Annotated in this window: 30 protein-coding genes; 24 read left to right on the top strand and 6 right to left on the bottom strand. The window is 69.3% G+C overall.

The window, feature by feature from the left end:
* The first annotated feature begins 73 nt into the window (after positions 1–73).
* From hemB to LX88_RS02580, 10 genes are read left to right on the top strand one after another with little or no spacing between them, the layout of a single operon-like run.
* Entirely contained in the window at positions 74–1048 is a 975-nt protein-coding gene (gene hemB / locus LX88_RS02625) for a porphobilinogen synthase (RefSeq protein WP_258946261.1), read from the top strand.
* Positions 1033–1542 carry a hypothetical protein gene (locus LX88_RS02620; protein ID WP_258946260.1) on the top strand — a complete coding sequence of 170 codons (510 nt, stop codon included), beginning with the start codon at positions 1033–1035 and terminating at the stop codon, positions 1540–1542. Before hemB ends, LX88_RS02620 begins: the two co-directional genes overlap by 16 nt.
* 10 nt (positions 1543–1552) lie before the next feature.
* Positions 1553–1996 (top strand): hypothetical protein, encoded by a 444-nt coding sequence (locus LX88_RS02615; RefSeq protein WP_258946259.1) that lies wholly within the window; start codon positions 1553–1555, stop codon positions 1994–1996.
* Entirely contained in the window at positions 1993–2397 is a 405-nt protein-coding gene (locus LX88_RS02610) for a hypothetical protein (protein WP_258946258.1), read from the top strand. Before LX88_RS02615 ends, LX88_RS02610 begins: the two co-directional genes overlap by 4 nt.
* A complete protein-coding gene (locus LX88_RS02605; protein WP_258946257.1) occupies positions 2394–3140 on the top strand; it encodes a hypothetical protein in 747 nt (248 codons plus the stop codon). The genes LX88_RS02610 and LX88_RS02605 overlap by 4 nt, the downstream gene beginning before the upstream one ends.
* The gene (gene mce1N / locus LX88_RS02600) at positions 3140–3559 is read left to right on the top strand and encodes a transport-regulating membrane protein Mce1N (protein WP_258946256.1); all 420 of its coding nucleotides are present in this window, start codon (positions 3140–3142) and stop codon (positions 3557–3559) included. The genes LX88_RS02605 and mce1N overlap by 1 nt, the downstream gene beginning before the upstream one ends.
* A 5-nt stretch (positions 3560–3564) precedes the next feature.
* Positions 3565–3921: a hypothetical protein gene (locus LX88_RS02595; RefSeq protein ID WP_258946255.1), complete on the top strand. Its 357-nt coding sequence runs from the start codon at positions 3565–3567 to the stop codon at positions 3919–3921.
* Positions 3922–3932: 11 nt separating this feature from the next.
* Positions 3933–5228, top strand: a complete 1296-nt coding sequence (gene hemL, locus LX88_RS02590) for a glutamate-1-semialdehyde 2,1-aminomutase (protein WP_258946254.1) — start codon at positions 3933–3935, stop codon at positions 5226–5228.
* Positions 5225–5854, top strand: a complete 630-nt coding sequence (locus tag LX88_RS02585; RefSeq protein ID WP_258946253.1) for a histidine phosphatase family protein — start codon at positions 5225–5227, stop codon at positions 5852–5854. Before hemL ends, LX88_RS02585 begins: the two co-directional genes overlap by 4 nt.
* A complete protein-coding gene (locus LX88_RS02580) occupies positions 5851–6408 on the top strand; it encodes a TlpA family protein disulfide reductase (RefSeq protein WP_258946252.1) in 558 nt (185 codons plus the stop codon). The genes LX88_RS02585 and LX88_RS02580 overlap by 4 nt, the downstream gene beginning before the upstream one ends.
* A 275-nt stretch (positions 6409–6683) precedes the next feature.
* Here the strand turns inward: LX88_RS02580 and LX88_RS02575 are convergent, their stop codons facing one another.
* Positions 6684–7679 (bottom strand): M64 family metallopeptidase, encoded by a 996-nt coding sequence (locus LX88_RS02575; RefSeq protein ID WP_258946251.1) that lies wholly within the window; start codon positions 7677–7679, stop codon positions 6684–6686.
* Positions 7680–7808: 129 nt separating this feature from the next.
* Between LX88_RS02575 and LX88_RS02570 the strand changes: the two genes are divergently transcribed.
* The 4 genes from LX88_RS02570 (at position 7809) to LX88_RS02555 (ending at position 12441) form a co-directional block, all read left to right on the top strand.
* The gene (locus LX88_RS02570; protein ID WP_258946250.1) at positions 7809–8585 is read left to right on the top strand and encodes a cytochrome c biogenesis CcdA family protein; all 777 of its coding nucleotides are present in this window, start codon (positions 7809–7811) and stop codon (positions 8583–8585) included.
* Positions 8586–8626: 41 nt separating this feature from the next.
* Entirely contained in the window at positions 8627–10102 is a 1476-nt protein-coding gene (resB, locus tag LX88_RS02565; RefSeq protein WP_258947588.1) for a cytochrome c biogenesis protein ResB, read from the top strand.
* A complete protein-coding gene (gene ccsB / locus LX88_RS02560) occupies positions 10102–11019 on the top strand; it encodes a c-type cytochrome biogenesis protein CcsB (RefSeq protein WP_258946249.1) in 918 nt (305 codons plus the stop codon). The genes resB and ccsB overlap by 1 nt, the downstream gene beginning before the upstream one ends.
* Before the next feature lie 102 nt (positions 11020–11121).
* A complete protein-coding gene (locus LX88_RS02555) occupies positions 11122–12441 on the top strand; it encodes a MinD/ParA family ATP-binding protein (RefSeq protein WP_258946248.1) in 1320 nt (439 codons plus the stop codon).
* A 53-nt stretch (positions 12442–12494) separates the two neighbouring features.
* Here the strand turns inward: LX88_RS02555 and LX88_RS02550 are convergent, their stop codons facing one another.
* Together LX88_RS02550 and LX88_RS02545 are read right to left on the bottom strand one after the other, a co-directional pair.
* Positions 12495–12662 carry a hypothetical protein gene (locus LX88_RS02550; RefSeq protein ID WP_086667950.1) on the bottom strand — a complete coding sequence of 56 codons (168 nt, stop codon included), beginning with the start codon at positions 12660–12662 and terminating at the stop codon, positions 12495–12497.
* Positions 12663–12718: 56 nt separating this feature from the next.
* Positions 12719–12925, bottom strand: coding sequence for a BldC family transcriptional regulator (locus tag LX88_RS02545; protein ID WP_030473853.1), 207 nt, complete (start codon positions 12923–12925; stop codon positions 12719–12721).
* A gap of 168 nt (positions 12926–13093) precedes the next feature.
* Between LX88_RS02545 and LX88_RS02540 the strand changes: the two genes are divergently transcribed.
* Genes LX88_RS02540 through LX88_RS02500 form a run of 9 tightly spaced genes read left to right on the top strand, consistent with a single transcriptional unit; the run spans position 13094 to position 20645 of the window.
* Positions 13094–13558, top strand: coding sequence for an Lrp/AsnC family transcriptional regulator (locus LX88_RS02540; protein WP_030478192.1), 465 nt, complete (start codon positions 13094–13096; stop codon positions 13556–13558).
* 4 nt (positions 13559–13562) lie between these two features.
* Positions 13563–13832, top strand: a complete 270-nt coding sequence (locus tag LX88_RS02535) for a DUF4229 domain-containing protein (protein ID WP_258946247.1) — start codon at positions 13563–13565, stop codon at positions 13830–13832.
* 26 nt (positions 13833–13858) lie between these two features.
* Positions 13859–14947 (top strand): L-cysteine desulfhydrase Cds1, encoded by a 1089-nt coding sequence (gene cds1 / locus LX88_RS02530; protein ID WP_258946246.1) that lies wholly within the window; start codon positions 13859–13861, stop codon positions 14945–14947.
* Between the two features lie 55 nt (positions 14948–15002).
* Complete coding sequence (locus LX88_RS02525; RefSeq protein WP_258946245.1) at positions 15003–15308, top strand: hypothetical protein; 306 nt, start codon at positions 15003–15005, stop codon at positions 15306–15308.
* Positions 15305–18397 carry a phage tail family protein gene (locus tag LX88_RS02520; protein WP_258946244.1) on the top strand — a complete coding sequence of 1031 codons (3093 nt, stop codon included), beginning with the start codon at positions 15305–15307 and terminating at the stop codon, positions 18395–18397. Before LX88_RS02525 ends, LX88_RS02520 begins: the two co-directional genes overlap by 4 nt.
* Positions 18397–18813 carry a hypothetical protein gene (locus tag LX88_RS02515; protein WP_258946243.1) on the top strand — a complete coding sequence of 139 codons (417 nt, stop codon included), beginning with the start codon at positions 18397–18399 and terminating at the stop codon, positions 18811–18813. Before LX88_RS02520 ends, LX88_RS02515 begins: the two co-directional genes overlap by 1 nt.
* Positions 18810–19793, top strand: coding sequence for a hypothetical protein (locus LX88_RS02510; RefSeq protein WP_258946242.1), 984 nt, complete (start codon positions 18810–18812; stop codon positions 19791–19793). Before LX88_RS02515 ends, LX88_RS02510 begins: the two co-directional genes overlap by 4 nt.
* 1 nt (position 19794) lies before the next feature.
* Positions 19795–20244, top strand: a complete 450-nt coding sequence (locus tag LX88_RS02505) for a hypothetical protein (RefSeq protein ID WP_090065960.1) — start codon at positions 19795–19797, stop codon at positions 20242–20244.
* Positions 20244–20645 carry a hypothetical protein gene (locus tag LX88_RS02500; protein ID WP_258946241.1) on the top strand — a complete coding sequence of 134 codons (402 nt, stop codon included), beginning with the start codon at positions 20244–20246 and terminating at the stop codon, positions 20643–20645. Before LX88_RS02505 ends, LX88_RS02500 begins: the two co-directional genes overlap by 1 nt.
* 6 nt (positions 20646–20651) lie before the next feature.
* Here the strand turns inward: LX88_RS02500 and LX88_RS02495 are convergent, their stop codons facing one another.
* On the bottom strand, positions 20652–21524 hold the full coding sequence (locus LX88_RS02495) for a 1,4-dihydroxy-2-naphthoate polyprenyltransferase (RefSeq protein WP_258946240.1): 873 nt from the start codon (positions 21522–21524) through the stop codon (positions 20652–20654).
* 48 nt (positions 21525–21572) lie between these two features.
* On the opposite strand from LX88_RS02495, the gene tnpB reads away from it, so the two are divergent.
* The gene (tnpB, locus tag LX88_RS02490) at positions 21573–23000 is read left to right on the top strand and encodes an IS607 family element RNA-guided endonuclease TnpB (protein ID WP_258946239.1); all 1428 of its coding nucleotides are present in this window, start codon (positions 21573–21575) and stop codon (positions 22998–23000) included.
* 43 nt (positions 23001–23043) lie between these two features.
* Here the strand turns inward: tnpB and LX88_RS02485 are convergent, their stop codons facing one another.
* Positions 23044–24144: a DUF8814 domain-containing protein gene (locus LX88_RS02485; RefSeq protein ID WP_258946238.1), complete on the bottom strand. Its 1101-nt coding sequence runs from the start codon at positions 24142–24144 to the stop codon at positions 23044–23046.
* 79 nt (positions 24145–24223) lie between these two features.
* Positions 24224–25261: an o-succinylbenzoate--CoA ligase gene (gene menE, locus LX88_RS02480; RefSeq protein WP_258946237.1), complete on the bottom strand. Its 1038-nt coding sequence runs from the start codon at positions 25259–25261 to the stop codon at positions 24224–24226.
* Between the last annotated feature and the right edge of the window lie 3 nt (positions 25262–25264).

The raw sequence follows: 25264 nt of genomic DNA, 5'->3' as shown, positions 1-25264 counted from the left end.
CAGTGAAGCCGTCGGGGCCACTCAAGATCCTTTGAGTGGCCCCTTCGACTCTCTTCTGTCAGGGAGTCTCCAGATGTACCCACTGCACCGGCCGAGGCGTCTGCGCACGACGCCCGCCATGCGCCGCCTCGTGTCCGAGACCGAGGTGCGCCCGAGGCAGCTCGTGCTGCCGATGTTCGTCAAGGAAGGCCTGGCCGAGCCTGCTGAGATCAGCAGCATGCCGGGCGTCTTGCAGCACTCACGTGACTCGCTGCGCAAGGCCGCGGTCGAGGCCGTGCAGGCAGGCGTCGGCGGCATCATGCTGTTCGGCGTCCCGGCCGGGCGCGACGCCGTCGGTTCCGGCGCCACCGACCCGGACGGCATCCTCAACGCCGCCCTGGGCGACCTGCGCTCGGAACTGGGCGACAGCACCGTTCTGATGTCGGACTGCTGCCTCGACGAGTTCACCGACCACGGCCACTGCGGCGTGCTCGCCGCCGACGGCACGGTCGACAACGACGCGACCCTCGAGGTCTACGGCGAGATGGCCGTCGCGCAGGCGCGCGCCGGTGCCCACGTCGTCGGCCCGAGCGGCATGATGGACGGCCAGATCGCCTTCATCCGCAACGCCCTGGACCAGGCGGGCCTGCACGACACCGGCGTCCTCGCCTACTCCGCCAAGTACGCGTCGGCGTTCTACGGCCCGTTCCGCGACGCCGTCGAGTCGCAGCTCGCGGGTGACCGCAAGACCTACCAGCAGGACCCGGCGAACGCCCGTGAGGCGATCCGCGAGGTGCAGCTGGACCTCGCCGAGGGCGCGGACATGGTCATGGTCAAGCCCGCCCTGCTGTACCTGGACGTGCTGCGCGCGGTCGCCGAGGTCTCGGACGTTCCCGTTGCGGCGTACCAGATCTCCGGCGAGTACGCGATGATCGAGGCCGCTGCCGCGAACGGCTGGATCGACCGGGAGCGCTCGATCCTCGAGTCGCTCACGTCCATCCGCCGCGCCGGCGCGGACATCGTGCTGACGTACTGGGCAGTGGAAGCCGCCCGGTGGCTGGACCGGTAGGCACTCCCGTCCCGAAGCTGGTCGACGTCTCGCGCTGGCTGTGGATCGCCAGCGCGTGCGTCGGCATGCTGCGGTTCCTGGAGCAGCTCCTCGACCGCGAGATGCTCGTGGCCGAGGTGCGACGCCAGAACCCGGCGCTGGGACAGGACCAGATCGACGCGAACGTCAACGGCGGTGTCCTCTTCGGACTGCTGATCGCCGTGGCCGTGCTGGTCGCGTACACGCGGCTGGCGAACGCGATGGCGCGCGGCCGCAACTGGGCCCGGATCGTGCTGACCGTGCTCGGCGGTGCGTCCGTCGCGTTCGGACTGTTCCGGTTGGTCGCCTGGGGCAGCGGGGTCGCGGCATCGCTCGGCGTCGAGATGCGTCCGGTCGACCTGGCCGTCACGGCGGTCACCACCGTGCTGGACGCGTCCGCGATCGTACTGATGTACCGGGTGTCCGCGCACTTCAGGAAGCGGGCCGCGGTGGACAGCGCGGTGCGGCCGTCCTAAGTTCGCGACCGTGACGTCTCCGAAGGAATCGGGCACCCCTGGCACGATCACCGCGGGCTACTGGCTCGTCGTGGCCGGTGCCGTCCTCTGGGTGCTCGCCGCCGTGTTCCAGTTCGCCAACAAGCAGCTCCTGATCGACAACGTGAAGGCCACGTCCACCGACGCCGGGCTGACGCCGGAGATGATCGAGTCGACGGCCACCGCGATCGTCGTCGCCGTGCTGGTCGGCTCGATCGTGCTGGCCGCGCTCGCCGTGTGGTTCGCCGGCAAGGTCAAGGGCGGGCTGAAGAAGAGCCGCACCGGGTTGATGATCACGGTGCTGCTGACCCTCTTCTTCCAGATGATCGGCAACGGGCTGGCCGTCGTGCCGGTGCTGATCGCCATGTCGGGCCTGGTGCTGTTCTACTTCCGGCAGTCGACCGAGTACCTGGTCGAGCGCGAGCAACTGGCGTGAAGGAAGACGACACGCCTCGGTCCGTTCGCATCGCGGCCGGCCTGTGGCTCGCGACCGCCGTCTTCGTCCTCTTCACGACCGCGGGGCTGTGGTTCCAGCGCGGTGAGGTGTACCGGCTGACCGGCTGGACGTCCGCGCAGGTCACGAGCTTCCTGGGCACGCTGACCGCGGCCGCGGTCATCTTCGTGGCGGCCTACGCGTGGCTCACCCGGTTGTTCCTGAAGCGCAGGAAATGGGCGCGGGTCGCGCTGTCGGCCGTCGCGATCGTGCACATGGTCTGGATCCTGTTCGTCGGGATCAGCGCTTCGAGCTTGGTCACTTTGCTGCTCATCTGTGCCGCAATCGTCTTCACGTGGCAGGCGCGTACGGCACAGTGGCTGGCGGAGGTGCGTGAGCAGTGAGCAATCCGCAAGACCCGAACCCCTGGCAGCCGAGCGCGGACGTCCCGCAGGCCCAGCGGGCCGAGTACGGCGCGACGGCCGGGACGTACGAGGTGACCGCCGTGAACAACATGGGGCCGCCCATGCCGCCCGCGCCCGAGCTGGCACCGCCACTCGAGCACGCCCAGTGGCAGAACCCGGCCGACGCCGGGTGGCAGAACTCCACCAGCGCCTATCCCGCCCCACCCGGTGGGCACTACCAGGTGAACCAGGTCGCCCAGGCGAGCTACCCGATGTCGCCGGTGCAGTCCCACGAGCTGCCGCCGGCGCGCCCGGCCACGATCAACGCCGCGATGTGGATCTGGATCGTGGGCGCGCTGCTCTCCGTGGCCGTGCTGCCGGTGATGCTGCTCGTCAACGCCGACTTCTTCCTCACCCAGGACAGCATCGTCACGGAGGAGGACCGCCGGGCGGGCGAGATCGGCGTGCGGGCCATGGCGGTGATCTTCGGGTTCGTGATGCTGGTCGCCGCCGCGCCGTACGTCGCGTTCGCGATCGTGCTGCGCAACGGCCAGAACTGGGCGCGCATCCTGCTCACGATCCTCGGCGGGCTCGGCTTCGTGGCGATGATCGGGATCACGTTCATGTCGATCGGTGCGCGGGTCTGGCAGCCGAGCGTGGCGATCTGCATCGTCGTGATCGGACTGACCGTCGCGGCCATCGTGCTGCAGTTCCTGCCGGCGTCGAACAGGTTCGTCCGCTAGTGCTCTACCGCGAGTCCGGCAGCAGCTGGTGGCCGCTCCTGTGGGGCCCGGCGTTCGCCGTCGCCGGGTACCTGGTCGAGCTGTTCACCGGGCCCGCGTCCGTGACGCTGTGGGCCGTCGCCGGACTCGGCCTGACCCTCGGCGCGGTGCTGTGGGTGTACGGGCGGGTCAAGACCGGCAGCATCGAGCTCACGGCCGAGGACGCGCGGTTCGGGCGGGAGAAGCTGCCGGTCGCGATGATCGAGGCCTGTCAGGACGTCGGCGCGCCGGCCGGGGCGAAGGTGCTCGGCGGCGGCTGGTCGGTGCCCAAGGGGACGACCGCCGTGCCGTTGCGGCTGGTCGACGGCTCGGTGGTGCTGGCGTGGGCGCGCGATCCGGAAGCCTTCCTCGCGGCGCTGCGGCGGGTCGTGAGAAGGTGAGCGACGTGACAGAGGCCGTGACTGAGCCGGAGTCGGACACCGTGGTGGAGGAGCCTGAGCAGGCGCCGCCGGCCGGTCCGAGCCTGCACCAGCCCAGGCGGTGGCTCATCGCCGCGGGTGAGGCCGTCGCGATCGTCCTGCTCGTGGTCCTCGCCGTGTGGTGCTGGAACCGCGGCGTGGTGCGGCTGGAGTACCCGTTGGAGGGGCGCGAGCCGTTGACCTCCACGCGCTACCTCGGCAACTGGCTGGGCACCGCCGCCGGCGCCGTCACGCTGGCCGTGGTCCTCGCTCTCGACGCGGTGCGGCAGGTCCTGCTGGCCGTGCGTACCCGGCCGCAGAAAGCCGCCGACTCCGACATGTGAGACTGGGGTACGTGACTGCGAGTCGATCCCAGGCCCTGTTCGAGCGCGCGTCGACGCTGACCCCCGGCGGGGTCAACTCTCCGGTGCGGGCGTTCCACTCCGTCGGCGGCACCCCGCGCTTCATGGTGCGCGGCGAGGGTCCGCACCTGTGGGACGCGGACGGCAACCGGTACGTCGACCTGGTGGCCTCGTGGGGCCCGATGATCCTCGGGCACGCCTACCCGTCCGTGGTCGAGGCGGTGCAGAAGGCCGCTGCGTCCGGGCTGTCGTTCGGCACGCCCACCGAGGGCGAGATCGAGCTCGCGGCCGAGCTGATCGACCGCGTCGAGCCGGTCCGCCAGGTCCGTCTGGTCAACTCGGGCACCGAGGCCACGATGAGCGCGATCCGCCTCGCGCGCGGCTTCACCGAGCGCCGCAAGGTCATCAAGTTCGCCGGTTGTTACCACGGTCACGTCGACGCGCTGCTGGCCCAGGCCGGTTCGGGCGTCGCGACCCTGGGCCTGCCGAGCTCGCCCGGGGTAACGGGCGCGCAGGCCGAGGACACGATCGTGCTGCCGTACAACGACATCGAGGCCGTGCGCGCGGCGTTCGCGGAGAACCCCGGCGAGATCGCCTGCGTCATCACCGAAGCCGCGGCGGGCAACATGGGCGCCGTCGCACCGGGTGCCGACTTCAACGCGGGCCTGCGTGAGATCTGCGACGCCGACGGCGCGTTGCTGGTCATGGACGAGGTCATGACGGGCTTCCGCGTCTCGCGCGCCGGCTGGTTCGGCCTGGAGCGCGTGCCCGGCGACCTCTACACGTTCGGCAAGGTCATGTCCGGCGGACTCCCGGCGGCCGCTTTCGGCGGCCGTGCCGACGTGATGGAGCGGCTCGCCCCCTCCGGTCCCGTCTACCAGGCGGGCACGCTGTCGGGTAACCCCGTCGCGGTGGCCGCCGGACTCGCGACGCTGCGCGCGGCCGACGACGAGGTCTACACGGCACTGAACCGCAACGCCACGCGCCTCGGCGCGCTCTTCACGGCCTCGCTGACCGAGGCGGGCGTCGAGCACCGCGTGCAGTTCGCCGGCAACCTGGTGAGCGTGTTCTTCGGCTCCACCGAGGTGAAGGACTACGCGGGCGCGCAGGCATGTGAGACGTGGCGCTTCCCGCCGTTCTTCCACGCCCTGCTGGAGCGAGGCGTCTACGCCCCGCCGTCGGCGTTCGAAGCGTGGTTCGTGAACGCCGCCATGGGTGAAGAGGAGTTCGCCGTGATCGCCGACGCACTGCCGCACGCGGCCCGTGCCGCCAAGGAGGCCCGCAAGTGAGCCGCACCACCGTCCACCTGCTCCGCCACGGCGAGGTGCACAACCCGACCGGCATCCTCTACGGCCGCATCCCCGGCTTCAAGCTGTCCGAGCGGGGGCAGAAGCAGGCCCTCACCGTGGCCGAGCACCTGGCGGACCACGACATCGTGCACGTCGTGGCGTCCCCTTTGGACCGTGCACAGCAGACTGCCTCTCCTATCGCCGACTCGCATCGGTTGGAGCTGGCCACTGACGAGCGGTTGATCGAAGCCGACAACCAGTTCGAGGGGTTGAAGGTTGCTGTGGGGGACGGGGCTTTGCGGTCTCCTCAGCATTGGCCGAAGCTTGTGAATCCCTTCCGGCCGTCTTGGGGGGAGCCTTACATCGAGATCGCTCATCGGATGATGGGGGCGGTGCAGAAGGCTCGGGCTGCTGCTGAGGGGCATGAAGCCGTTTGTGTTTCGCATCAGTTGCCCATTTGGACCGTGCGGCGGTTCTTGGAGGGGAAGCGGATGTGGCACGACCCTCGGAAGAGGGAGTGCTCGCTCGCTTCGCTCACCTCGTTGATCTTCGAGGGGGAGCAGCTTGTCCGGATTGCCTACACCGAGCCGGTGGGGGCTACTGATCCTCGGGTGACCGGGGCATGAAGCGGGTTCTTCTGCTGGTTTTGTTGCTTGCTGGCTGTGCTACTGGGAAGGATGCTGCTCAGGTTGGGGCTGGGGATTTTTATCTCGTTGCTCCTGGGGGGCAGGTTGAGATCCGGTATCCGGTTGGCGAGCGCAAGGAGTTGAAGGGGCTCGAGGGCGAGTCGCTGCTTGAAGAGGGTAAGACGATTCGGCTCTCCGACTATGCCGGCAAGCCAGTCGTCATCAACATTTGGGGGGCCTGGTGCGGGCCCTGTCGTACTGAGGCTCCTGAGATGCAGAAGATCTTCGATGCTGGGACTCAGGTCATCGGGTTGGATGTCAAGGAGACTTCCAAGGAGTATCCTCAGGATTTCATGAGGTCTCGGTCGCTTACCTATCCTTCTATTTATGATGCTTCTGCTCGGAGCTTCATCAACGTTTTCAAGGGTATTCCGGCTAATAGTGTGCCGTCTACCTTTGTCGTTGATAAGGATCATAAGGTTGCGGCTGTGTTCTTGGTGCCGGTGTTGGCTTCGGATTTGCAGCCTGTTTTGGATGAGCTTGCCAAGGAGTGACTTGGGGTGCGGCTGGGCGGGGCGCGACCTTGCGGGTGGTCACCTTGCGGGCGGCGACCTTGCGTTGCGTGCTTCCCCTGGGGCTCTGCCCCGGGCTCTGCTTTAGACCCCGGCAATCTGATCAGGGGGTAGCGCCGTGGGTGGGTTGATGGCACGCCTGTCGAGTTGGGCGGCTGCCTGTTGCTCAGAGAGTGCGTTTGGCGGAGGGTGATGGGACCCCACCGCCTGGCCCGTTTGGAAGGACGGCTCGCCTTCGGCTTCGCTGTGGGTTGCTGCTAGTTGCTGCCGGGTTCGGGTGGGGTTACCGGCTCGGTCAGTGATGGGATTTTTGTCTTGAAGGCCTTGATCATGGCGTCTCGGCCGATGGAGTTGAACTGCTTGCCCAGGGTTCGCATGATCGAGTTGCCTGTTGGGCGGTACAGGCCGCTCTTGTAGTAGCGGGCACCCTCTACTGGGGCGATTACTCCGCCGTCTGGGGAGGGCTGGCCCAGGTATTCGCCCCACTTGGCGCCGGTGGGGTCCTTGGTCACGTTGAATTCTCGTGGTTCTGTGCCTGTGTAGGTTGCGTACGGGTAGTCGTATTCGTCGGCCAGGCCGCCGATCGAGTGGCCTAGCTCGTGGATTGCGATCTGGCCCGCTTGGGCGTTCGAGCCTGAGGCTGTGGCTACCGAGCCGCCTGCTCCGCCGTATTTTGTGGTGTTGCCCAGGGCGATCACCTGGTCTGACTGGGGGGCTAGGGCTGCGAACTCTTTTGCCTTTGTTTCGTTCACGCAGAGCAGGCGTTCTGTGTTCGCGTCGCGGCCCTGGCACCAGAAGCCCATGTCCAGTGCGGTGTTTTTGAGCAGGCCCTTTGTCGGGTCGTGGTCTACGCCTGATTCTGTGGAGACCACGTTCACCTGCCAGACGTTGAAGTACTGCTTGTAGGTGGCGAAGGGCTCTACCGCTGAGAGTTCTTCCCACTTGCTCTTCACGTTCGCGGCGTAGGTTCCCAGGTCTTCGGCTGTGTAGCCGTCGCCTACGAAGACCAGGTCGAAGCGGTCTGACGAGTCGCCGGTCACCTGTACCGGGATCACGTCCGCTGCTGCCAGGGCTCGGAAGTCCGAGGACTTCTCCGCTGGGGCCTTCGGGGTGAGGGCTTGTGTGATGGAGCCGTCTTCGTTGAAGACTTCGCGCCACTCCATCGCCGGGGCAGCGCCGCCGGCCGGTACCTGCGCGAACAGTGCCAGCGCTGACATGGTCAGCGCTGGGAGGAGCAGCCGGGAACGTTGCATGTGTTGACGCTAAGCAACCGTGATGTCACCCACAAGCGGCAATTGTTGGCACTTTTGGCCCAAGCCTTGTGTTGGGTCAAAGTGGTGCCGGTGCTCGCGTGATCTGGGCAACTACCTACTCTGAGATGTGTGAACCCCACCGATCTGGCGATCTCCGGGCCGTTGCTGCTGGCCACCGGGGTTGCCTTGCTCGCTGGGTTCATCTCGTTCGCGTCGCCGTGCGTGGTGCCCCTGGTGCCCGGGTACCTGGCCTATCTCGCTGGGCTGGTCGGTGCGGAGGCACCTCGGGTGGAGGCGAACGAGCCCGCTCGGGAGGGGCGGTGGCGGGTTGCCGGGGCCTCGTTGTTGTTCGTGCTCGGGTTCACCGTTGTCTTCGCGTTGGCCTCGATGGCCATTCTCGGCGCTTCGGACGCGTTGCTGCTCAACGCTGATCTGTTCCAGCGCATCGGTGGTGTGGTCACGATCCTGATGGGACTCGTGTTCCTCGGGTTCGTTCCGGCGCTGCAGAAGGACGTGCGGTTCCACACCAAGCCCAAGACCGGGCTGCTCGGGGCGCCGTTGCTCGGGGCCGTGTTCGCGCTCGGGTGGACGCCCTGCCTCGGGCCGACGCTGGCCGGGGTGCTCGCTGTCGCTCGCAGCACCGAGGTCGGGTCGTCGACTGTGCGTGGAGCCGTGCTGGTGCTTGCGTACTGCTTGGGGCTCGGGCTGCCGTTCGTGGTTCTCGCGCTGGGTGCGCGGTGGGCGTTGGGCGTGACGAAGTGGCTGCGCACGCACGCTCGGCAGGTGCAGATCTTCGGTGGCGTGTTGCTGATCCTCGTCGGGATCGCGCTGGTCACCGGGCTCTGGGGTGAGTTCGTCGGGTGGCTGCGCTACTCGTTCGTCGACGTCGTGAGGCTGCCGCTCTAGTGATCGCCTTCCTCCGCAACACGTGGCGCGGGCTCACCTCGATGAGGACCGCGCTGACACTGCTGTTCCTGCTCGCGCTCGCGGCGATGCCCGGTGCGTTGCTGCCGCAGCTGTCGCTGAACGCGGCCAAGGTCGACGAGTACGTCGCCCAGCGCGGCTGGTGGGGGCAGCTGCTGCTCAAGCTCGGGTTCTTCGAGGTGTACGCCACGCCGTGGTTCGCCGCGATCTACCTGCTGCTGTTCACGTCCCTCGTCGGGTGCCTGCTTCCCCGCACGTGGGAGTACTTCAAGCAGATGCGCGCGAAGCCCGTGCTGACGCCGCGCAATCTCTCGCGCATGCCGCACCACGCGCAGGCCGAGCTCGACGTGACGCCGGACGAGGTCGTCGCCAAGGCCCAGAAGGCCATGCGCGGCTGGCGGATGGAGACCGGTGAGGGCACGGTCAGCGCGGAACGCGGGTTCCTGCGCGAGACCGGCAACCTGGTCTTCCACTTCGCGCTGCTGGGCCTGCTGGTGTCGTTCGCGCTGGGCAAGATGTTCAACTACGAGGGCCAGGTCATCGTCCAGGCCGACGGCGGCCAGTTCTGCAACGGCGGCATCTTCAACTACGACCAGTTCCGGCCCGGACTGCAGGTCGACGGCACGGACCTCACGCCGTTCTGCGTCGAGATCGGCAAGTTCACCGCCGACTACCTCGACAACGGCCAGCCCGTCGGTTACCAGGCGGACATCCGCTACCAGTCGGGCGACGACCTCGCGTCGAACACGTGGAAGCCGTACACGCTGCAGGTCAACCACCCGCTGCGCACCGAGGGCGACCGGCTCTACCTGCTCGGCCACGGGTACACGCCGACGTTCACGGTGACGTTCCCCAACGGCGAGAAGCGCACGCAGGGCATCCAGTGGCTGCCGACCGACCAGCTCACGCTGGCCTCGGAGGGCGCCACGAAGTTCGACCCGCCCGGCGTCACCGACTCGGAGACGCGGCGCAAGAACCAGATCGCGGTGACGGGGCTGCTGGCGCCGACACCGTTGCTGCACGGCAGCATCCTGAACTCGAAGTTCCCGGCGCTGAACAACCCGATGGTCGCTGTCGACGTGTACCGCGGCGATCTGGGCGTGGACGACGGCCGCGGCCAGTCGATCTTCTCGATCGACCAGAAGATGGTCGAGCAGGGCCGGCTGGCGAAGGTCGCGCGCAAGAACCTCGCGCTGGGCGAGGAGATCGCGCTCGACGACGGTACGAAGGTCCGCTTCGACGCCGTGAACGACTGGGTGTCGCTGCAGGTCTCGCACGACCCGACCCAGGGTTACGTGCTGGCGTTCGCCATCCTGATCATCCTCGGCCTTGGGGTCTCGCTGACCGTCAAGCGCCGCAGGGTGTGGGTGCGTGCGACCCGTTTGGAAGACGGGCGTACTTTGGTCGAGGTCGGTGGGCTCGCCCGCACTGACCAGGCCGGATACGGCGAGGAGTTCACGCGGCTGGCCCGCGCGGTGCTGAACGAGGAGAAGTCCTGATGCCGGTTGACGAGACCCTCGCGACCTACAGCGACTGGCTGTACCGCAGCGCGCTGGGTGTCTACCTCTTCGCGGTCCTGCTCTACGCGGTCGAGCAGGCGTTCGCCCGCGCACCGCGCAAGGCGGAGGTGATGGCCGGGGCCGGTGGGCCCGACGTCCTCACCGACGCGCCGAAGAGCGAGCTGACCAGGTCCGAGCGCATCGGCCGCATGGGCGCCGCGATGACGGTCCTCGGCGCGGTGCTGCACCTCGGTTCGCTGGTCATGCGCGGTCTGTCCACCGGGCGTGCGCCCTGGGGCAACATGTACGAGTACATGTCGCTGCTGTGCCTCGCGGCCGTGGTGACGTGGATCGTGCTGATGGCGAAGTTCCCCATCCGCCGTCTCGGCGTGTTCGTGCTGCCGCCGATCCTGACTCTGCTGTTCCTCGGCGGCACCGTTCTCTACGCCGAGGCCGCGCCCGTCCAGCCGGCGCTGCGGTCGTACTGGCTGGCGATCCACGTCTCGGTGATCTCGATCTCGTCCGGCATGCTGCTGATCCCCGGCGTGACGTCGATCCTCTACCTGCTCAAGGACACCAACTCCGACCGCTTCCCGAAGCTGCCGTCCGCCGACGTGCTCGACCGCATGTCCTACCGGACCACCGTGCTGGCGTTCCCGCTGTTCACGGCCGGCATCATCCTCGGCGCGATCTGGGCGGAAGCCGCGTGGGGCAGGTTCTGGGGCTGGGACCCGAAGGAGACGGTCGCGTTCGTCACGTGGGTCGTTTACGCGGCGTATCTGCACGCGCGAGCGACGGCCGGATGGCGTGGCCGTGGGGCCGCCTGGATCAACATCGTGGGCTTCGCCGTGAACGTGTTCAACTTGTTCTTCATCAACTTGGTCGCCAGCGGGTTGCATTCGTACGCAGGTCTCTAACGAGTTAGCCCCCACGTCGATGGAACCGTTGCCGGTTGCGTACCGTCGCAACCTGGGGGTCGGGGAAGTCTCGGTCCCTCTTGCTCAGGGAGGGCCACAGCGGTGACATGGCAACCACCGGGTGAGGAACAGGGCTCCGGCCCGCAGTACGTCGACCCGCAGTACGTCGACCCGCAGGCAGCGGCCTACCTCGACCCGCAGCAGTCCGGCCCGCAGCACGTCAGCGGCGGCCAATCAGGCCCGTACAACCTGGCCGGTCAGTCCGGCGCGTACCAGGTGCCCGGCAACGCCTCCGGTCCTTACCAGATGCCCGGCAACGCTTCCGGCCCGTACCAGGTGCCCGGCAACGCGTCCGGTCCCTACCCGGTGCCCGGCTCGCAGTCCGGCGCGTACCAGGTGGGGGGCGGCCAGTCGGGCCCCCACAACACCGACAACACCGCGCAGTACGGCCACTTCGCCGGCCAGCAGTACCCGAACAACTTCCCGCAGCAGCAGTACCGCTCGCAGGCGCAGGAAGTCTCGTCGCAGCAGCTGATCAAGAAGGACAAGCGCCCGCCGACGTCCGGCTGGCGCAAGTCCCTGCACACGATCACCGGCGGTGCCATCAACTTGGGCGAGAGCCCGGCTGACGTGCGGCGGCGTGAGCTCATCGCGCGGATCAACCAGCCGCTGCGCGGGTGCTACAAGATCGCGATGCTGTCCCTGAAGGGCGGCGTCGGCAAGACCACGACGACCACCACGCTCGGCTCGACGTTCTCGTCGCTGCGTGGCGACCGGGTGGTCGCCGTCGACGCGAACCCCGACCGCGGCACGCTGGCGCTGAAGATCCCGCGGGAGACCACGGCGACCGTGCGTCACCTGCTGCGCGACGCCCCGCGGATCAAGAAGTACAGCGACGTGCGCGCGTACACCTCGCAGTCACCCGCACGGCTCGAGGTGCTGGCGTCCGAGCAGGACCCGTCCGTGTCGGAGGCGTTCAGCGAGGACGACTACCGGCGCACGGTCGAGTTGCTGGAGCACTTCTACAACATCGTGCTGACCGACTGCGGCACCGGTTTGATGCACTCCGCCATGAAGGGCGTGCTGGACGAGGCGGACTTGCTGGTCCTGGTGTCGTCCGGTTCGGTCGACGGCGCGCAGACGTCAGCTGCGACGCTCGACTGGCTGGAGGCGCACGGCTACCGCGACCTGGTCGCGAAGTCCGTGTGCGTGATCAACTCGGTGCGCCCGAAGTCGGGCAAGGTCGACATCGACAAGCTCGCCGCGCACTTCCAGCAGCGATGCCGTGCCGTGGTCCGCCTGCCGTTCGACGAGCACCTCGAAGAGGGCGCCGAGATCGCGCTGGACCAGCTCGCGCCGGAGACCCGTCTGGCCTTGCTGGAACTCGCCGCTGTGGTCGCGGACGACTTCCCGCACTCCTGAACGGGTCTGGACAGTGGCGGAAAGGGGTCCTGGGATCAGGGCCCCTTTTCCGTTCACTCGTCGCGCTTGCGCTGCTCGTCGAGCTTGCGCAGGAACTCCGGGTCGTCGTCGGGCGCGATCACCTTGCGGCCTGGGGTGTACTCCGAGTGCTGCGGGGCGAACGCTCGCCACACGAGCACAGCCACGGTGAGCGCACCGATCACCGCCAGCAGGTAGATCATCGTGTCGCCACCTCCCTTTGCCACGAGATTACCCGCGGCACAGGGGTAATACGGTTTCAGTGGCGGACGGGTTCAGTTGCCTCGGTCGTGAGCTCCGACAGCAGGGCCTTCACCTCGGTCTCACGGAACCTGCGATGTCCTCCAGGGGTGCGGATCGAGCCGATGCGACCCGCAGTGGCCCATCGGGTCACGGTCTTCGGGTCGACCCGGAACAGATTGGCGACTTCCCCAGGCGTCAAGAGCCGCTCGGTGGCTGCAGTCACGCGTCCTCCTCAGATCAGACGTTCCGGGCTGATCGTGGCATCTGACCCATCAGGTACTCGAACGCTTGTTGTTTGGTAAAGAGGTAGTAAGGGACGACAGGGGCGATTCGGACAGGCTTGTGTGACCGCTGATACGTGCGTGTACGCGTGAGGCATAGGGTGTCGCGGGTGGATGCTCTTGATCGGCAGATCATCGCCGCCCTGCGGGCCAACGGACGGGCCACGTACGCAGACCTCGGCAGGCAGGTCGGGCTGTCCGCGTCCGCCGTGCACGAGCGGGTCGGCAAGCTCGAGTCCAGCGGCGTGATCGTCGGGTACCACGCGGTCGTCGACCCCAGCGCGGTCGGCCTGGGCGTGACCGCTCTGATCGGCATCCACCCCACCGACATCGCGGACGACAACGAGGTCGCGGTCGCGCTGGCCGAGCTCCACGAGGTCGAGTCCTGCTACCGGGTGGCGGGCGACGAGTCGTTCATCGTGAAGGTCAGGGTGTCGACGGTGGACGACCTGGAGCGTGCTCTCGGGCGGTTGCGGCGCATCCCCGGCGTGGCCCGCACGCGTACGACCGTGGTGCTTTCCACACGGTTCGAAGGGCGCCCGAACACCGGTGACGAAGAAGGCGACGTAACCTGAACGGGTGCTCGCTCGTGATGTGACGCTCTACGTCCTCGCCCGCCTCGGCCTCGTGGTCGTGGTGATGGGCGCGCTCATGTTGGTCAAGGTTCCTTTGCTGCCCGCCCTCGCCGTGGCCGTTGTCGTGGCGTTGCCGGCTTCGCTGTTCATCTTCAAGGGGCTGCGGCAGCGGGTCGCGACCGGGCTGGGCGAGCACCAGGCGGCGCGCAAGGCCGAGCGCGACAAGCTGCGCTCCGAACTGCGTGGTGACGAAGGTCCTCTCACCCAGGCATAGGCCGTTCGCGCGGTTATCGTGCGGCTGTGAGTACCTCCGTTGACCGCGTTTGCAGCAGGACCAGGCACTGGGTGTGCGAGGCCGTCGGGATCATCGAGGCGGACGCGAACCGCAGCGCTGACACGCACCTCCTGCGTTACCCGTTGCCGCTCGAGTGGGGCATCGACCTCTACCTGAAGGACGAGTCGACGCACCCCACCGGGTCGTTGAAGCACCGGTTGGCGCGCTCGTTGTTCCTCTACGCGATCTGCAACGGCTGGATCACCGGTGGCACACCCGTGATCGAGGCCTCCTCCGGTTCGACGGCGGTGTCCGAGGCGTACTTCGCGCGGCTGCTGGGGCTGCCGTTCATCGCGGTGATGCCCCGCTCGACCTCGGCGGAGAAGGTCGCGCTGATCGAACGCCAGGGCGGCAAATGCCACTTCATCGACGAGCCGTCGGCGCTCTACGACGAGTCGCGCCGGCTGGCGGCTGAGCTCGGCGGGCACTTCATGGACCAGTTCACGCACGCCGAGCGCGCGACGGACTGGCGGGGCAACAACAACATCGCCGAGTCGATCTTCGAGCAGATGAAGCTGGAGCCGTCGCCCACCCCCGACTGGATCGTCGTCGGCGCGGGCACGGGCGGCACGTCCGCCACGATCGGCCGGTACGTCCACTACCAGAAGCTGAACACGCGCCTGGCCGTCGTCGACCCCGAGCACTCCGTCTTCTTCGACGCGTGGCGCGACGGCAACCGCGACCTGGTGGCCACGAGGGGTTCCGGCATCGAGGGCATCGGACGGCCGCGGGTGGAGCCGTCGTTCATCGGCGAGGTGATCGACCGGATGATCAAGGTCCCGGACGCGGCGTCCGTCGCGACGATCCGGTACGTCGAGGACCTGCTCGGCCGCCGGGTCGGCGGATCCACCGGCACGAACCTCTGGGGAGCGTTCCAGATCGTGGCCGAGATGCGGCAGTCCCGCACCCGCGGGAGCGTGGTGACCCTGCTGTGCGACGGCGGCGAGCGTTACGCGAACACCTACTACGACGACACATGGGTATCGGCACAGGGCATGCACCTCGCCCCGTGCCTGGAACGCCTGAACAACTTCCACCGCACGGGGAACTGGTGACGAGAGCTGTGCGTCACAGCGTGACCTGAGCACCTGAGTCCGCAGGGGGGACGCTGTGACGTCGCTGTTCACCGACGCGGCCGAACTGCGCGCGTACGCCGAGTACCTGCGCACCGAGGCCCAAGAGTTCGACACGATCCGCAAGTACGTCCACACCACGGCGTGCGACAAGGCGGGCTTCACGGGCCTGCTCTCGTTGCTGCAGCCGGGCGTGGACGTCGTGCGGGCGCTGTTCGACGAGTCGCTCGACTTCGGCAAGTCGAAGCTCGAGGGCGCGGCCACGGCGGTGGACTCGACGGCGAAGGCCTACGAGGACATCGACGCCCTCCAGCGGCGGATCTTCGAAGGGCTGCTGAAGTGACGACGGCCTACCATCCCCCGCGACCGGTCGCCGCGTCCCTCAAGCAGCCCGAGGTCGACACGGCGTCGCTCAACGACGTCCTGCGCGACCAGGGCTGGGGCGTCCAGGCGGTGAACTGGGTGTTCGAGGCGGTGACCGGCGAGAGCCTGGTCGCCGCGATCATCACGCCGATCACCGGCGACTGGTCGAAGATCCGTGCCGACGGCGACGCGTGGCGCATGGTCGGCAACGCCATGAACGACGTCTCGTACAACCTCACCGACGCCGTGGGGAAGGTGCGCGACCACTGGGACGGTGACGCGGCCCGCGCCCACGAGAAGTACATCGCGCTGGGCTGGAAGGCCGGACTCCTCGCCGAGATGGGCGTGGCCCAGCTGATCGCGAAGGGCTTCGACACCGTCGCGTCCGGCGCGGAGGCCCTCGGCAAGCAGGCCGCCCGCCTGCTGGACTACCTCGTCAACAAGCTGCTGGAAGCCGCCGCCACCGTCTGGATCCCGGTGGCGGGCTGGATCAAGGCCGCCGAGATGGTCTGGAACGCGTACCAGATCTACCGGCGCGTCATGGACATCATCGACACGGTCCAGAAGCTGATCTCCGACGTGAAGGCGCTCTTCGACGCCGTCGGCCGCGTCTTCTCCGCCATCGGCAAGCTGAAGGACGCCGACTCCCTGGCCGAGGCCATGAACGCCACCCAGGAGGTGGCCGAGGCGGGCCGCGACGTCCGCAACGCCGTCAACGACATCCACGACGACTTCTCGTCCATCAAGGAGTCGGCCACCGAGATCGCCGACCGCGGCAACGACATCGGCTCGAAGGTCCGCGAGATCAACACCCCGCCGGGCGGCGCGGAGGACACCAAACCCGCCGCCGTCTCCGCGGTGGCACCCGGCGGCGCCCCGGTGGCCGCCACGCCGACCCTGCCCACCTCCACGGACGCCCCGGCCACCACCCACGCGGCAGCCACCGCAGGTCCCGCCACGTCGGCCCCGCCCTCGATGGGCGGAGGCGGGGGTGGCGCTCCGACCGCCATGCCCGGCACCGGCTCGGGCGGCGCTCCGGCAGGAGGCCCCTCCGGCTCGCCGGGCGGTCCGATCCGCCCGGACATCACGCACACGGCAGGCGCGGCCCCCGCCGCAGCACCACCGTCGTCCCACCAGACCCCCATGGGCGGCGCGATGCCGATGGGCGCTCCCATGGCGCCAGGCGCAGGCGGCGGCGACCAGACCAGGAGCTCCGGCTCCCGCCCAGGCGCCGGCGGCGTCCCGGCGTTCCCCAGCGCCGGCGCCCCGACCGGCACCCCCAAGCCCACCGGCCTGCCGACGCCTCCCGGTAGCGGCTCAGGTCTCCCCACCCCGCCCAGCCAAGGAACGCCGCCCGCCGGCACCCGTCCCGGCTCGGGCCTGCCCACGCCGCCGTCCGGCCCCGGCACCTCGGGCAGCCACCCAGGTTCCGCAGGCACGCACTCGACGCCCGGCTCGCACTCGACGCCCGGCACGCAGCCGACGCCCGGCACGCAGCCGACCCCAGGCACCACGCAGCCGACCCCGGGCTCGCACCCGGCTCCGGGTTCCGCGGGAACGCACTCCGGCGGTTCGGGACTGCCGACCCCGCCGAACTCCGGCACCCACCCGACGCCCGGCGGTGGCAGCGGCCTCCCGACGCCACCCGAACACGCGAGCGCCGGCTCCGGCACGGCAACGGCCCCGGCTCCCACCAACACCGGCGGCGGCCTCCCGTCGCCTCCCGGTCACTCGACCCCGAGTGCGGGTGGCGGCCTGCCCTCGCCTCCTGGGCACCCGGCCCCGAGCGCGGGTGGTGGCCTGCCGTCGCCTCCCGGCCACCCGAGCCCCACCACGGGCCCGGACCACTCGACGCCGTCCGGCACCACGCCGTCCGACTCGTCGCCCCCGCGTCCCCACGACGGCGGCACTCCGGCCGACGGCGGCACGCGTCCCCACGACACCACGCCCAACGGGGCGACGGACACCAAGCCCCACGACGCACCGGACAGCACCAGGCCGCACGACGCCGACCCGAAGCCGCACGACGCTGACACCAAGCCCCACGACAGCGACGCCAAGCCCCACGACACCGACACGCGCGACGACGCCAAGCCGCACGACACGGACGCGAGCGGTGCCGAGGACGTCAGGCCCCACGACCCCCAGCCCGACCGCGACAACATCCCGGCCGGCGCCGACACCGACCCCAAGCCCGGCAACGACGACGCCACCCCCGGCCGCAACGGCGATGGCGACGGCGGCAGCAACCCGCCGCCTCCCACCGGCCCGGACCTCAAGGGCCACTTCGACGCCGCCGCGATGGCCGCGCAGGGCCAGGGCTACCAGCACCAGCTCGACCAGATGCTGCCCAACCAGGCCGACCGCGACCGCTACGTCGAGCTGAGCCAGCGCCTGTCCACCGACCTGAGCGCGGACGAGGCCCAGCACGTGGCCGACGTCCGCAACCAGATCAAGGTCGACACCGGCGACATCGTCACCAAGGCCCTCAACCAGGGCGCCCTCAGCACCTACCTGCCCGACCAGCCGCACGCGCCCGGCAGCCAGAAGGAGACCTGGCAGAACCAGATGGGCGGCTCGATCGCCCGCGGCCAGGACGTGGTCGACGTCAACACGCCGCAGGGCCTGCGGGACGGTCTCGCGCTCGACGACAAGGGCAAGGGCTGGACGCCCATCCCCGAGGGCGCGCCGAACGCGATGCAGCTCCGCTACGAGATCACCGACCAGAACGCGGGCGCGCACAACGTGCCGTTCGGCGGGCCGAAGAAGGACGTCCCCGACTTCGCCCAGTTCGGGCCGCGCCAGGAGGGCGAGTACCAGTCGCCGCAGGAGCAGGCGCACTACGAGGCGTCGCAGAAGCAGATGGCGGCGGCCGGCGGTTCGGCGACGGTCTACGACGGCTACGACCCGTTCACCGGCACCGGGTCCACGATGGGCGGCATGCCGGAGTGGCGCGTGGACGGCGGCACACCGTTGCCCGATCGTGCCGAGATCTGGCAGGTCAACGCGGACGGAACTGAGAAACTGCACGCCGTGTACGACCGCAAGTTCGGCTGGACGAAGCTCTGATGACCCACTACTCCCAGGAGATGGCCGAGTACCGCGGCGAGGTCTACTTCGCGGGCAGCGAGGGCGACGGCGTCTGGATCCGCAAGATCCCGGGCGTCACCTACGCCAACGCCGAGGGCTTCCAGACCTACGGCAACCGTGAGCTCAAGACGGTGGCCGTCACCGACCTCGACGCCTGGTACCGCGACACGATGAAGGCCACCTGGCGCGGGCAGCCGTTCAACGTCGTCAGGACGGACGGCGGCAAGGCCGAGGCCGGGTACGCGGGCGGCGAGTACGTGTGGGCCGCGCAGAACGGGCTCGAAGGCGACCAGTACAACGGCTACACGGCCACGCTCGACGTCGGCGAGCTCGCGGACGTGCAGGTCGACCGCACCGACTTCCTGGCGCGGTGGAAGGAGAAGAACCCGGGATGAGCACCCCTCAGGCCGTGCGCAAGGCGGCCGGCATCGGGCCGGAGACGATCCTGCAGAAGATCGTCCACCCCGCGATCGCGCAGCTCTACCTGGGCAACGTCGTGGTGCCCGGCAAGTTCGAGCCGCACCGGGCCGCCGGGTTCGTGACGCGCGGGCAGGACTTCCCGCAGGGCACCTCCGACCAGTTCGCCGAGGTGTTCGGCGTCGACAAGGTCGCGGACTGGCCGGCGGGCACGCAGTACCTGCTGCGCTTCCTGGCGCACACCACCGAGCTCTTCGACACGAGCTTCGGCGGTCCGACGCTCGACGGCGCGCAGAAGATGGGCACCACCCGCGTCTACCCGCTGCCGTTCACCGGCACGGGGTACACGCCGAGCGCCAACCCCGTCCCCGAGTACGTCATGGAACTCGCCGAACTCCCGGCGGGCACGGAGCTCTGGCGCTTCGAACCGGACGGCACCGGCCGCAGCGTCGGCAAGTACGTCCACCGCCAGACCGGCTGGATCCCGACCGGTGACGTCGGCTTCGGGCCCGGGAGGTACTGGCAGGCACCGGTTCCGCACCGGCCGACCGTCCGTCGTGGACTGATCGGCAGGTACCGGGGCCAGGACTTCGACGTCGACTTCGGCCCGGCGCCCGGCAGCGTTCTCCTGCACCCGCTCGCCGGGCAGCCCGCGCCGCCGGACTTCACCGAGGATGGCGGCGCCCAGTTCCTCGAGGTGCCGGACGCGGTCGTGGAGGACTTCCAGCTGGTCCGCACGCTCTGCACGTACCGGGGCGCGGAGTTCGAGATCGTCGGCGTCTTCGGCGAACAGGCCGTGCTGCACTTCGTCGGCGAGAACTACGAAACCGCCCAGCGGCTCGGTCTGTCCGAAGTAGACTTCCGGCAGTGGCGCACCCTCGCTCAGCGCAACGAGGTGAGTGACATCCGCGGTGACGCCAGGCCGATCCAGCGCGGGCTCTTCGCGAGGGAGAACTGAGATGACCACGCCGAACGACAGCTGGAAGCCCGCGGAGCTGCGGGCGGCCGAGGCGCAGGTCGACGCGCGTTTCAAGGAGGCGCAGGACCTCGCGAACCGCCTCAAGGAGACGCCGCTGCCGCCCGTCCCGCCCGTCGACTTCAAGGCGATCGCCCAGCAGGTCGAACGCGCCGCGCAGGAGCGGGACGCGCCCGAACAGCTCAAAGCGTTGAAGCGCAAGGTGGACGCGGGTGAGTTCACCTGGGAGGACGTCGTCTCCGGCAAGGCGGCGCAGGACCCCGACGTGCAGGCCATGCAGCAGGAGAACGTCAACAAGATGAAGCAGGCGTTCCAGATGCTGCAGGAGGGCATGACCGCCGAGGAGATCATGGAGGCCCAGCGGCCGCGCAGGGGTCCCGACGACGACGGCGACCAGCTCGACCCCGACATCTTCACGGAGGACAAGTGGTGATGACGGCCTGGCGGACACCGGACGTCCTGGCGGCGGAGGACTTCCTGAGCAGTGCTGTCGCCGAGGCGGACCGCGCGATGCGGACCGCCCAGCAGGGGCTCAGGGGCAAGGAACCGTCCACTGAGGACATCCGCAGGGTGATGCAGTTCGCCAAGTCCGGCGATGCCTCACCGGCGATGCGTCAGCTCGCGGACCGGATCGCGCGCGGCGCAGGCTTGAGCTGGCGTCAGGTCCTCACGGGCGAGGCGGGCCACGACCCGCTGGTGCGCCAGGCGCTCGAAGCCGACCGCGCCAGGCTGGACGAGCTGATCAAGGGCGAGACCGCTCCGCCGCCACCTCCGCGCAGGCCCGCGCGAACGGACGACGACGAGCCCGTGCAGTTCACCGAGGACGCCTGGTGACCGGACTCAGTCCAGCACCAGCCCGGCGCTGACCAGCACTGCCCAGGCCAGCATCGCGATCCCGGTGAACTGCAGCACCGGGATCAGGTCACGGCCGCCCCGCCCGGCGGCCACCCGCCGCACGGCGGGCAGCAGCACCGGCGCCGCGAGGAACCCGAGCAACGCGTACGGCACCCGCACGACCATGCCCAGCGCGATCAGGAACGGCACCGCCACCAGCGCCAGGTACAGCCTGCGCGTGTCCTTGTCGCCCAGCACCACGGCCAGGGTCCGCTTGCCCGACACGGCGTCCGTCGGGATGTCGCGCAGGTTGTTCGCCACCAGCACCGCGGCCGAGATCGACCCCATCGCGATGGACCCCCCGATGCCGATGCCGGTGATCTCGCCGGTCTGCACGTACAGCGTGCCCAGCACCGCGGCCGGGCCGAAGAAGAGGAACACCGCGATCTCGCCGAGGCCCGCGTAGCCGTACGGACGCTTGCCGCCCGTGTAGAACCACGCTCCGAGCATGCACACGGCGCCGAACGCGAGCAGCCACCAGAACCCGGACAACACCACCAGTACGACACCGGCCAGCGCCCCCACGCCGAGCGCGATGAACGCCGCCAGCCGCACCTTCGACGCCTCGGCCGCACCGGACCCCGTCAGCCGGAACGGCCCCACCCGGTTGTCGTCCGTGCCGCGGATGCCGTCGGAGTAGTCGTTCGCGTAGTTCACGCCGACCTGGAACGCCACCGACACGATCAGCGCGAGCACCGTGAAGAGCACGTTGAACTCGTCGATGTGGTGCGCCGCAGCGGCTCCCACGACCACCGGGGCGATCGAGTTCGGCAGCGTGCGGGGGCGGGTCCCCTGGATCCACTGGACGACTGAGGCCATGCCCCACATCTTCCGGTACGGCTCCTGAGGACCCGGCCAAGGGGTTCGTTGTGTGAGTCCGTGGGGCAGGGCCAGGGCGGTGTTGTCGGTGTCGGCCGCTACGGTGCCGATGAGATGGTCACGGTGATCCAGGCGTATCGGTTCGCACTCGATCCGACCGCGGGGCAGCAGGCGGCTCTGCGGTCGCATTGTGGTGCGCAGCGGTATGCGTTCGACTGGGGTGTGGCGCGGATCAAGGCGAATCTGGACCAGCGTGCCGCCGAGAAGACCTACGACATCCCCGGCGATCAACTCACCCCGCCGGTGTCGTGGTCGGCCTACAACCTGCGTAAGGACTGGAACCAGACCAAGGACGAGGTCGCGCCGTGGTGGGCCGAGAACTCGAAGGAGGCCTACTCGTCCGGTCTGGCCAACCTCGCGGCCGCGCTGGGCAACTGGGCCGGCTCCACAAGCGGGAAGCGGCGCGGCCCACGGGTTCGGTTCCCCCGGTTCAAGGGCCGCCGGTCCGGGTTGTCGTGCCGGTTCACCACCGGCACGTTCGGCCTCGCCGACGATCGGCGGCACGTGAAGCTGCCCCGTATCGGCGTGGTCCGCACCCACGAGTCGACCCGCAAGCTCGCCCGGCACGTCGAGCGCGGTACCGCGCGCATCCGCTCGGCGACCGTCTCCTTCCGGGCCGGTCGGTGGTTCGTGTCGTTTTCCGTGGAGATCACCCGCGCCGGCCCCGCGCCCACCCGGCCGGAGAGCGTGGTGGGTGTCGACCTGGGCGTGACGTCCCTGGCCGTGCTGTCGACCGGCGAGATCATCCCGAACCCGCGGCACCTGGAGACCGCCCAGCGGGAGTTGCGTCGCCTGCAACGCCGAGCCGCGCGCCGCACAGGCCCGCACCGGCGCACCCGCCGGGAACCCTCCGCCCGGTGGCGAAAGACCCAGGCGCGCATCGCGCGACTGCACGCCGCGATCACGAATGCCCGCCGCGACGGGCTGCACACGCTGTCCACCCGGCTCGTGCGCACTCACGGCACGGTCGTGATCGAAGACCTGAACGTGGCCGGCATGACCCGCAACCGCCGGCTGGCCCGGCACATCGCCGGTGACGGCATGGCCGAGCTGCGCCGCCAGATCGAGTACAAGGCCGGATGGGCGGGCGTGCGCGTGCACGTCGCCGACCGGTGGTATCCCAGCTCCAAGACGTGCTCGGCCTGTGGCGTGGTGAAAGCCAAACTGCGCCTGTCCGAACGCGTGTACCGCTGCGACGCGTGTGGTCTGGTCCTGGACCGTGATCTCAACGCCGCGCGTAACCTCGCCGCGCTCGCGTGCCGCGAGACGTCCTCCCCGAGTTGCGGGGCGACGGTAAACGAGCCCGCTGGAAACCTGCGTAAGACCCGCGCTGCGCGGGCAACGGGTACTGCCACGGGAAGACCCGCACCGATCGGTGCGGGTCAACGCCGACGCCGTAAGGCGACGGCTGTCTGAACACAGCGGACTCACACTCGCTCACAATTCAGGCAACGGTGTATCAGCAGGCAGTGGCGCCTGAGACGCCCGCCACGTACGCCTTCGCGACGTGCTTGCCGGACGCGATGCGGTACCAGACGTTCGACGTGCCCTGCGTGCCGGTCACCGACTGGCCGGTGAGCTGGCAGGTCACCCTGACCTGCGCGTAGTTCGCGGCGATGCCGACCTGCGACGCCGTGGACGTCGCACCGCTGCGGACGTTCACCGTGCCGGCGGCGTCGGCGGTGCGGACCGTCCCGACAGGACCGGAACCGGTCCACAGGTACGTGACGGTCACCCACGCGTTGTTGGTGAGCTTCAGGCCGTCCCAGAACGTGCCGTCGGCGAGGTCGATGCCCGCCGGGTTCGCGACCTCACGCCCGAACTGGTCCTTGCCGCCGTTGTAGTTGTTCTCGTACGCGGCCTGCGCCTCGGGCTTGCCCTGCGGCAGGTCCTTCCACATCTCCCGGGTCGCGGCCGGGTTCCAGTAGTCGTCCTTGGTGTTCCAGGGGCCGACGTCCCACACGGGCGCCCATTCGCAACGGCCGTTCGACGCGCACACCTGCACGCTGTAGTTGCCGGAGTTCTTGCCCGCCAGGCCACGCCGCGACGGCAGTGCCACGAAGTGGTCGCGTGAACGGATCACGTGCCCGTTCGCCGTGGTGCCACCGACGAGCCCCTCCCGCGTTGCGTACACCCGGTACGAACGTCCAGCCGCGGCAGCGGAAACGTCGTCCGCGGCCACGGTCGCGGGCGCCTGCGTCGCGGTCAGCTTCACGCGCGATGCCTTGCCAATGCTCAGAACCACGCGGGTCTCGATGGTGGACGTGGTCACCGGCAACGTCGCCGGCGCCTCCAGCCACTCGGTCCACTGACCGTCCGCGCGCAGGCCGCGCACGTCCACGACACCATCGCCGGTCACCGCCGCCGTGACCGCGTTGGCGGGCTGGGCGAGTCTGTGCGAGCCGAGCTCGATCAGACCCGTGCGCGGGGAACCGCCCCACGTGACGGCACGGCCGCCGACGTCGGCGGTCCACTCGTTCGAGGCAGGGGCCGCCTGGGCGGGAGACGCCAGTCCGGCCACCAGAGCGGCGCCCGCGACCAGCGGTAACAGGTAGCGCATGAAGAAACCCCCATCGCTAACGCGCGCGGTCAGAGTTTCCGCGCGCTTCGCGGCGAGGGTTGTCCTCAGCGGTAAAGGTTCACCTAAAGAGGTCGGAGACAGCGGTTCGGTCGACCTTGCCGGGCCCGCGCAACGGCAGCTCGTGCACGAACCGCACCAGCTTCGGCGCCGCCGCCCGTCCCACGGCCTCGACGACCGCGGCCCTCAGCTCGTCGACCGAAGGCTCCACCCCGCGTGCGACGACAACCGCGGCGACGACCTGGCCCCACTCGTCGTCCGGCACACCGACCACACACGCCTCCAGCACGCCCTCGACGGTCGCCAGAGCCCGTTCCACCAGCACCGGAGGGACTTTCTCGCCGCCCGTGACGATCACGTCGTCAGCGCGTCCCAGCACTTCTAGCCGCCCGTCGCGCAGCCGCCCCAGGTCCCCTGTGCGGAACCACTCGCCGAACGGCTCCGCGCTGCCGCGGTACCCCAGCGCCAGCACCGGCCCGCTGATCTCGATCACGTCGTCGGTGCGCAACGAGACGTCCCGCAGCGGTTCGCCGTCGTACACGCACCCGCCGGACGTCTCGCTCATGCCGTACGTCGTGACGACCTGCACGCCCAGAGCGCGCGCCTGCTGCAACAGCGTCGGCGGGGTGGCGGCACCGCCGATCAACACGCCGTCGAACTGCCGCAGCGCCTCCAGACCGGGCCCCTCGCCCACGACGAGCCGGGAGAGCTGGGTCGGCACGAGCGCCGTGTAGTGGCGTCCCGGCTGGGCCAGCACCGGCTTCGCGGCCTGCGCGAAACCCATGGCGCGGAATCCGGCCGACAGGTCGAGCACACCCGGCGTGGTGCCGGCGACGATCGACCGCACCAGCACCTGCACCCCGGCGATGTGGCCGGTCGGCAACGCCAGCAGCCACGTGCCGGGGCCGCCCAGCCGCTCGTGCGTGGCCTCCGCGGACGTCGTCAGCGCGTCCGCGCCGAGCAGCACGGTCTTCGGCTCGCCCGTCGAACCGGAGGTCGGCACGCCGAGCACGGCCCGCTTCTCCCAGCCGTCGAGCGGGCCGTCGACCAGGGGTTCGCCGCCGGCCAGCGCCGCGCGCAGTTCGTCGAGCACGGGCACCTG

It is taken from the genome of Lentzea californiensis, from assembly GCF_024648825.1.
Classification (GTDB): domain Bacteria; phylum Actinomycetota; class Actinomycetes; order Mycobacteriales; family Pseudonocardiaceae; genus Lentzea; species Lentzea californiensis.
The sequence above is the reverse complement of the archived record's forward strand: the minus strand, read 5'-3'. Positions and strand labels throughout refer to the sequence as shown.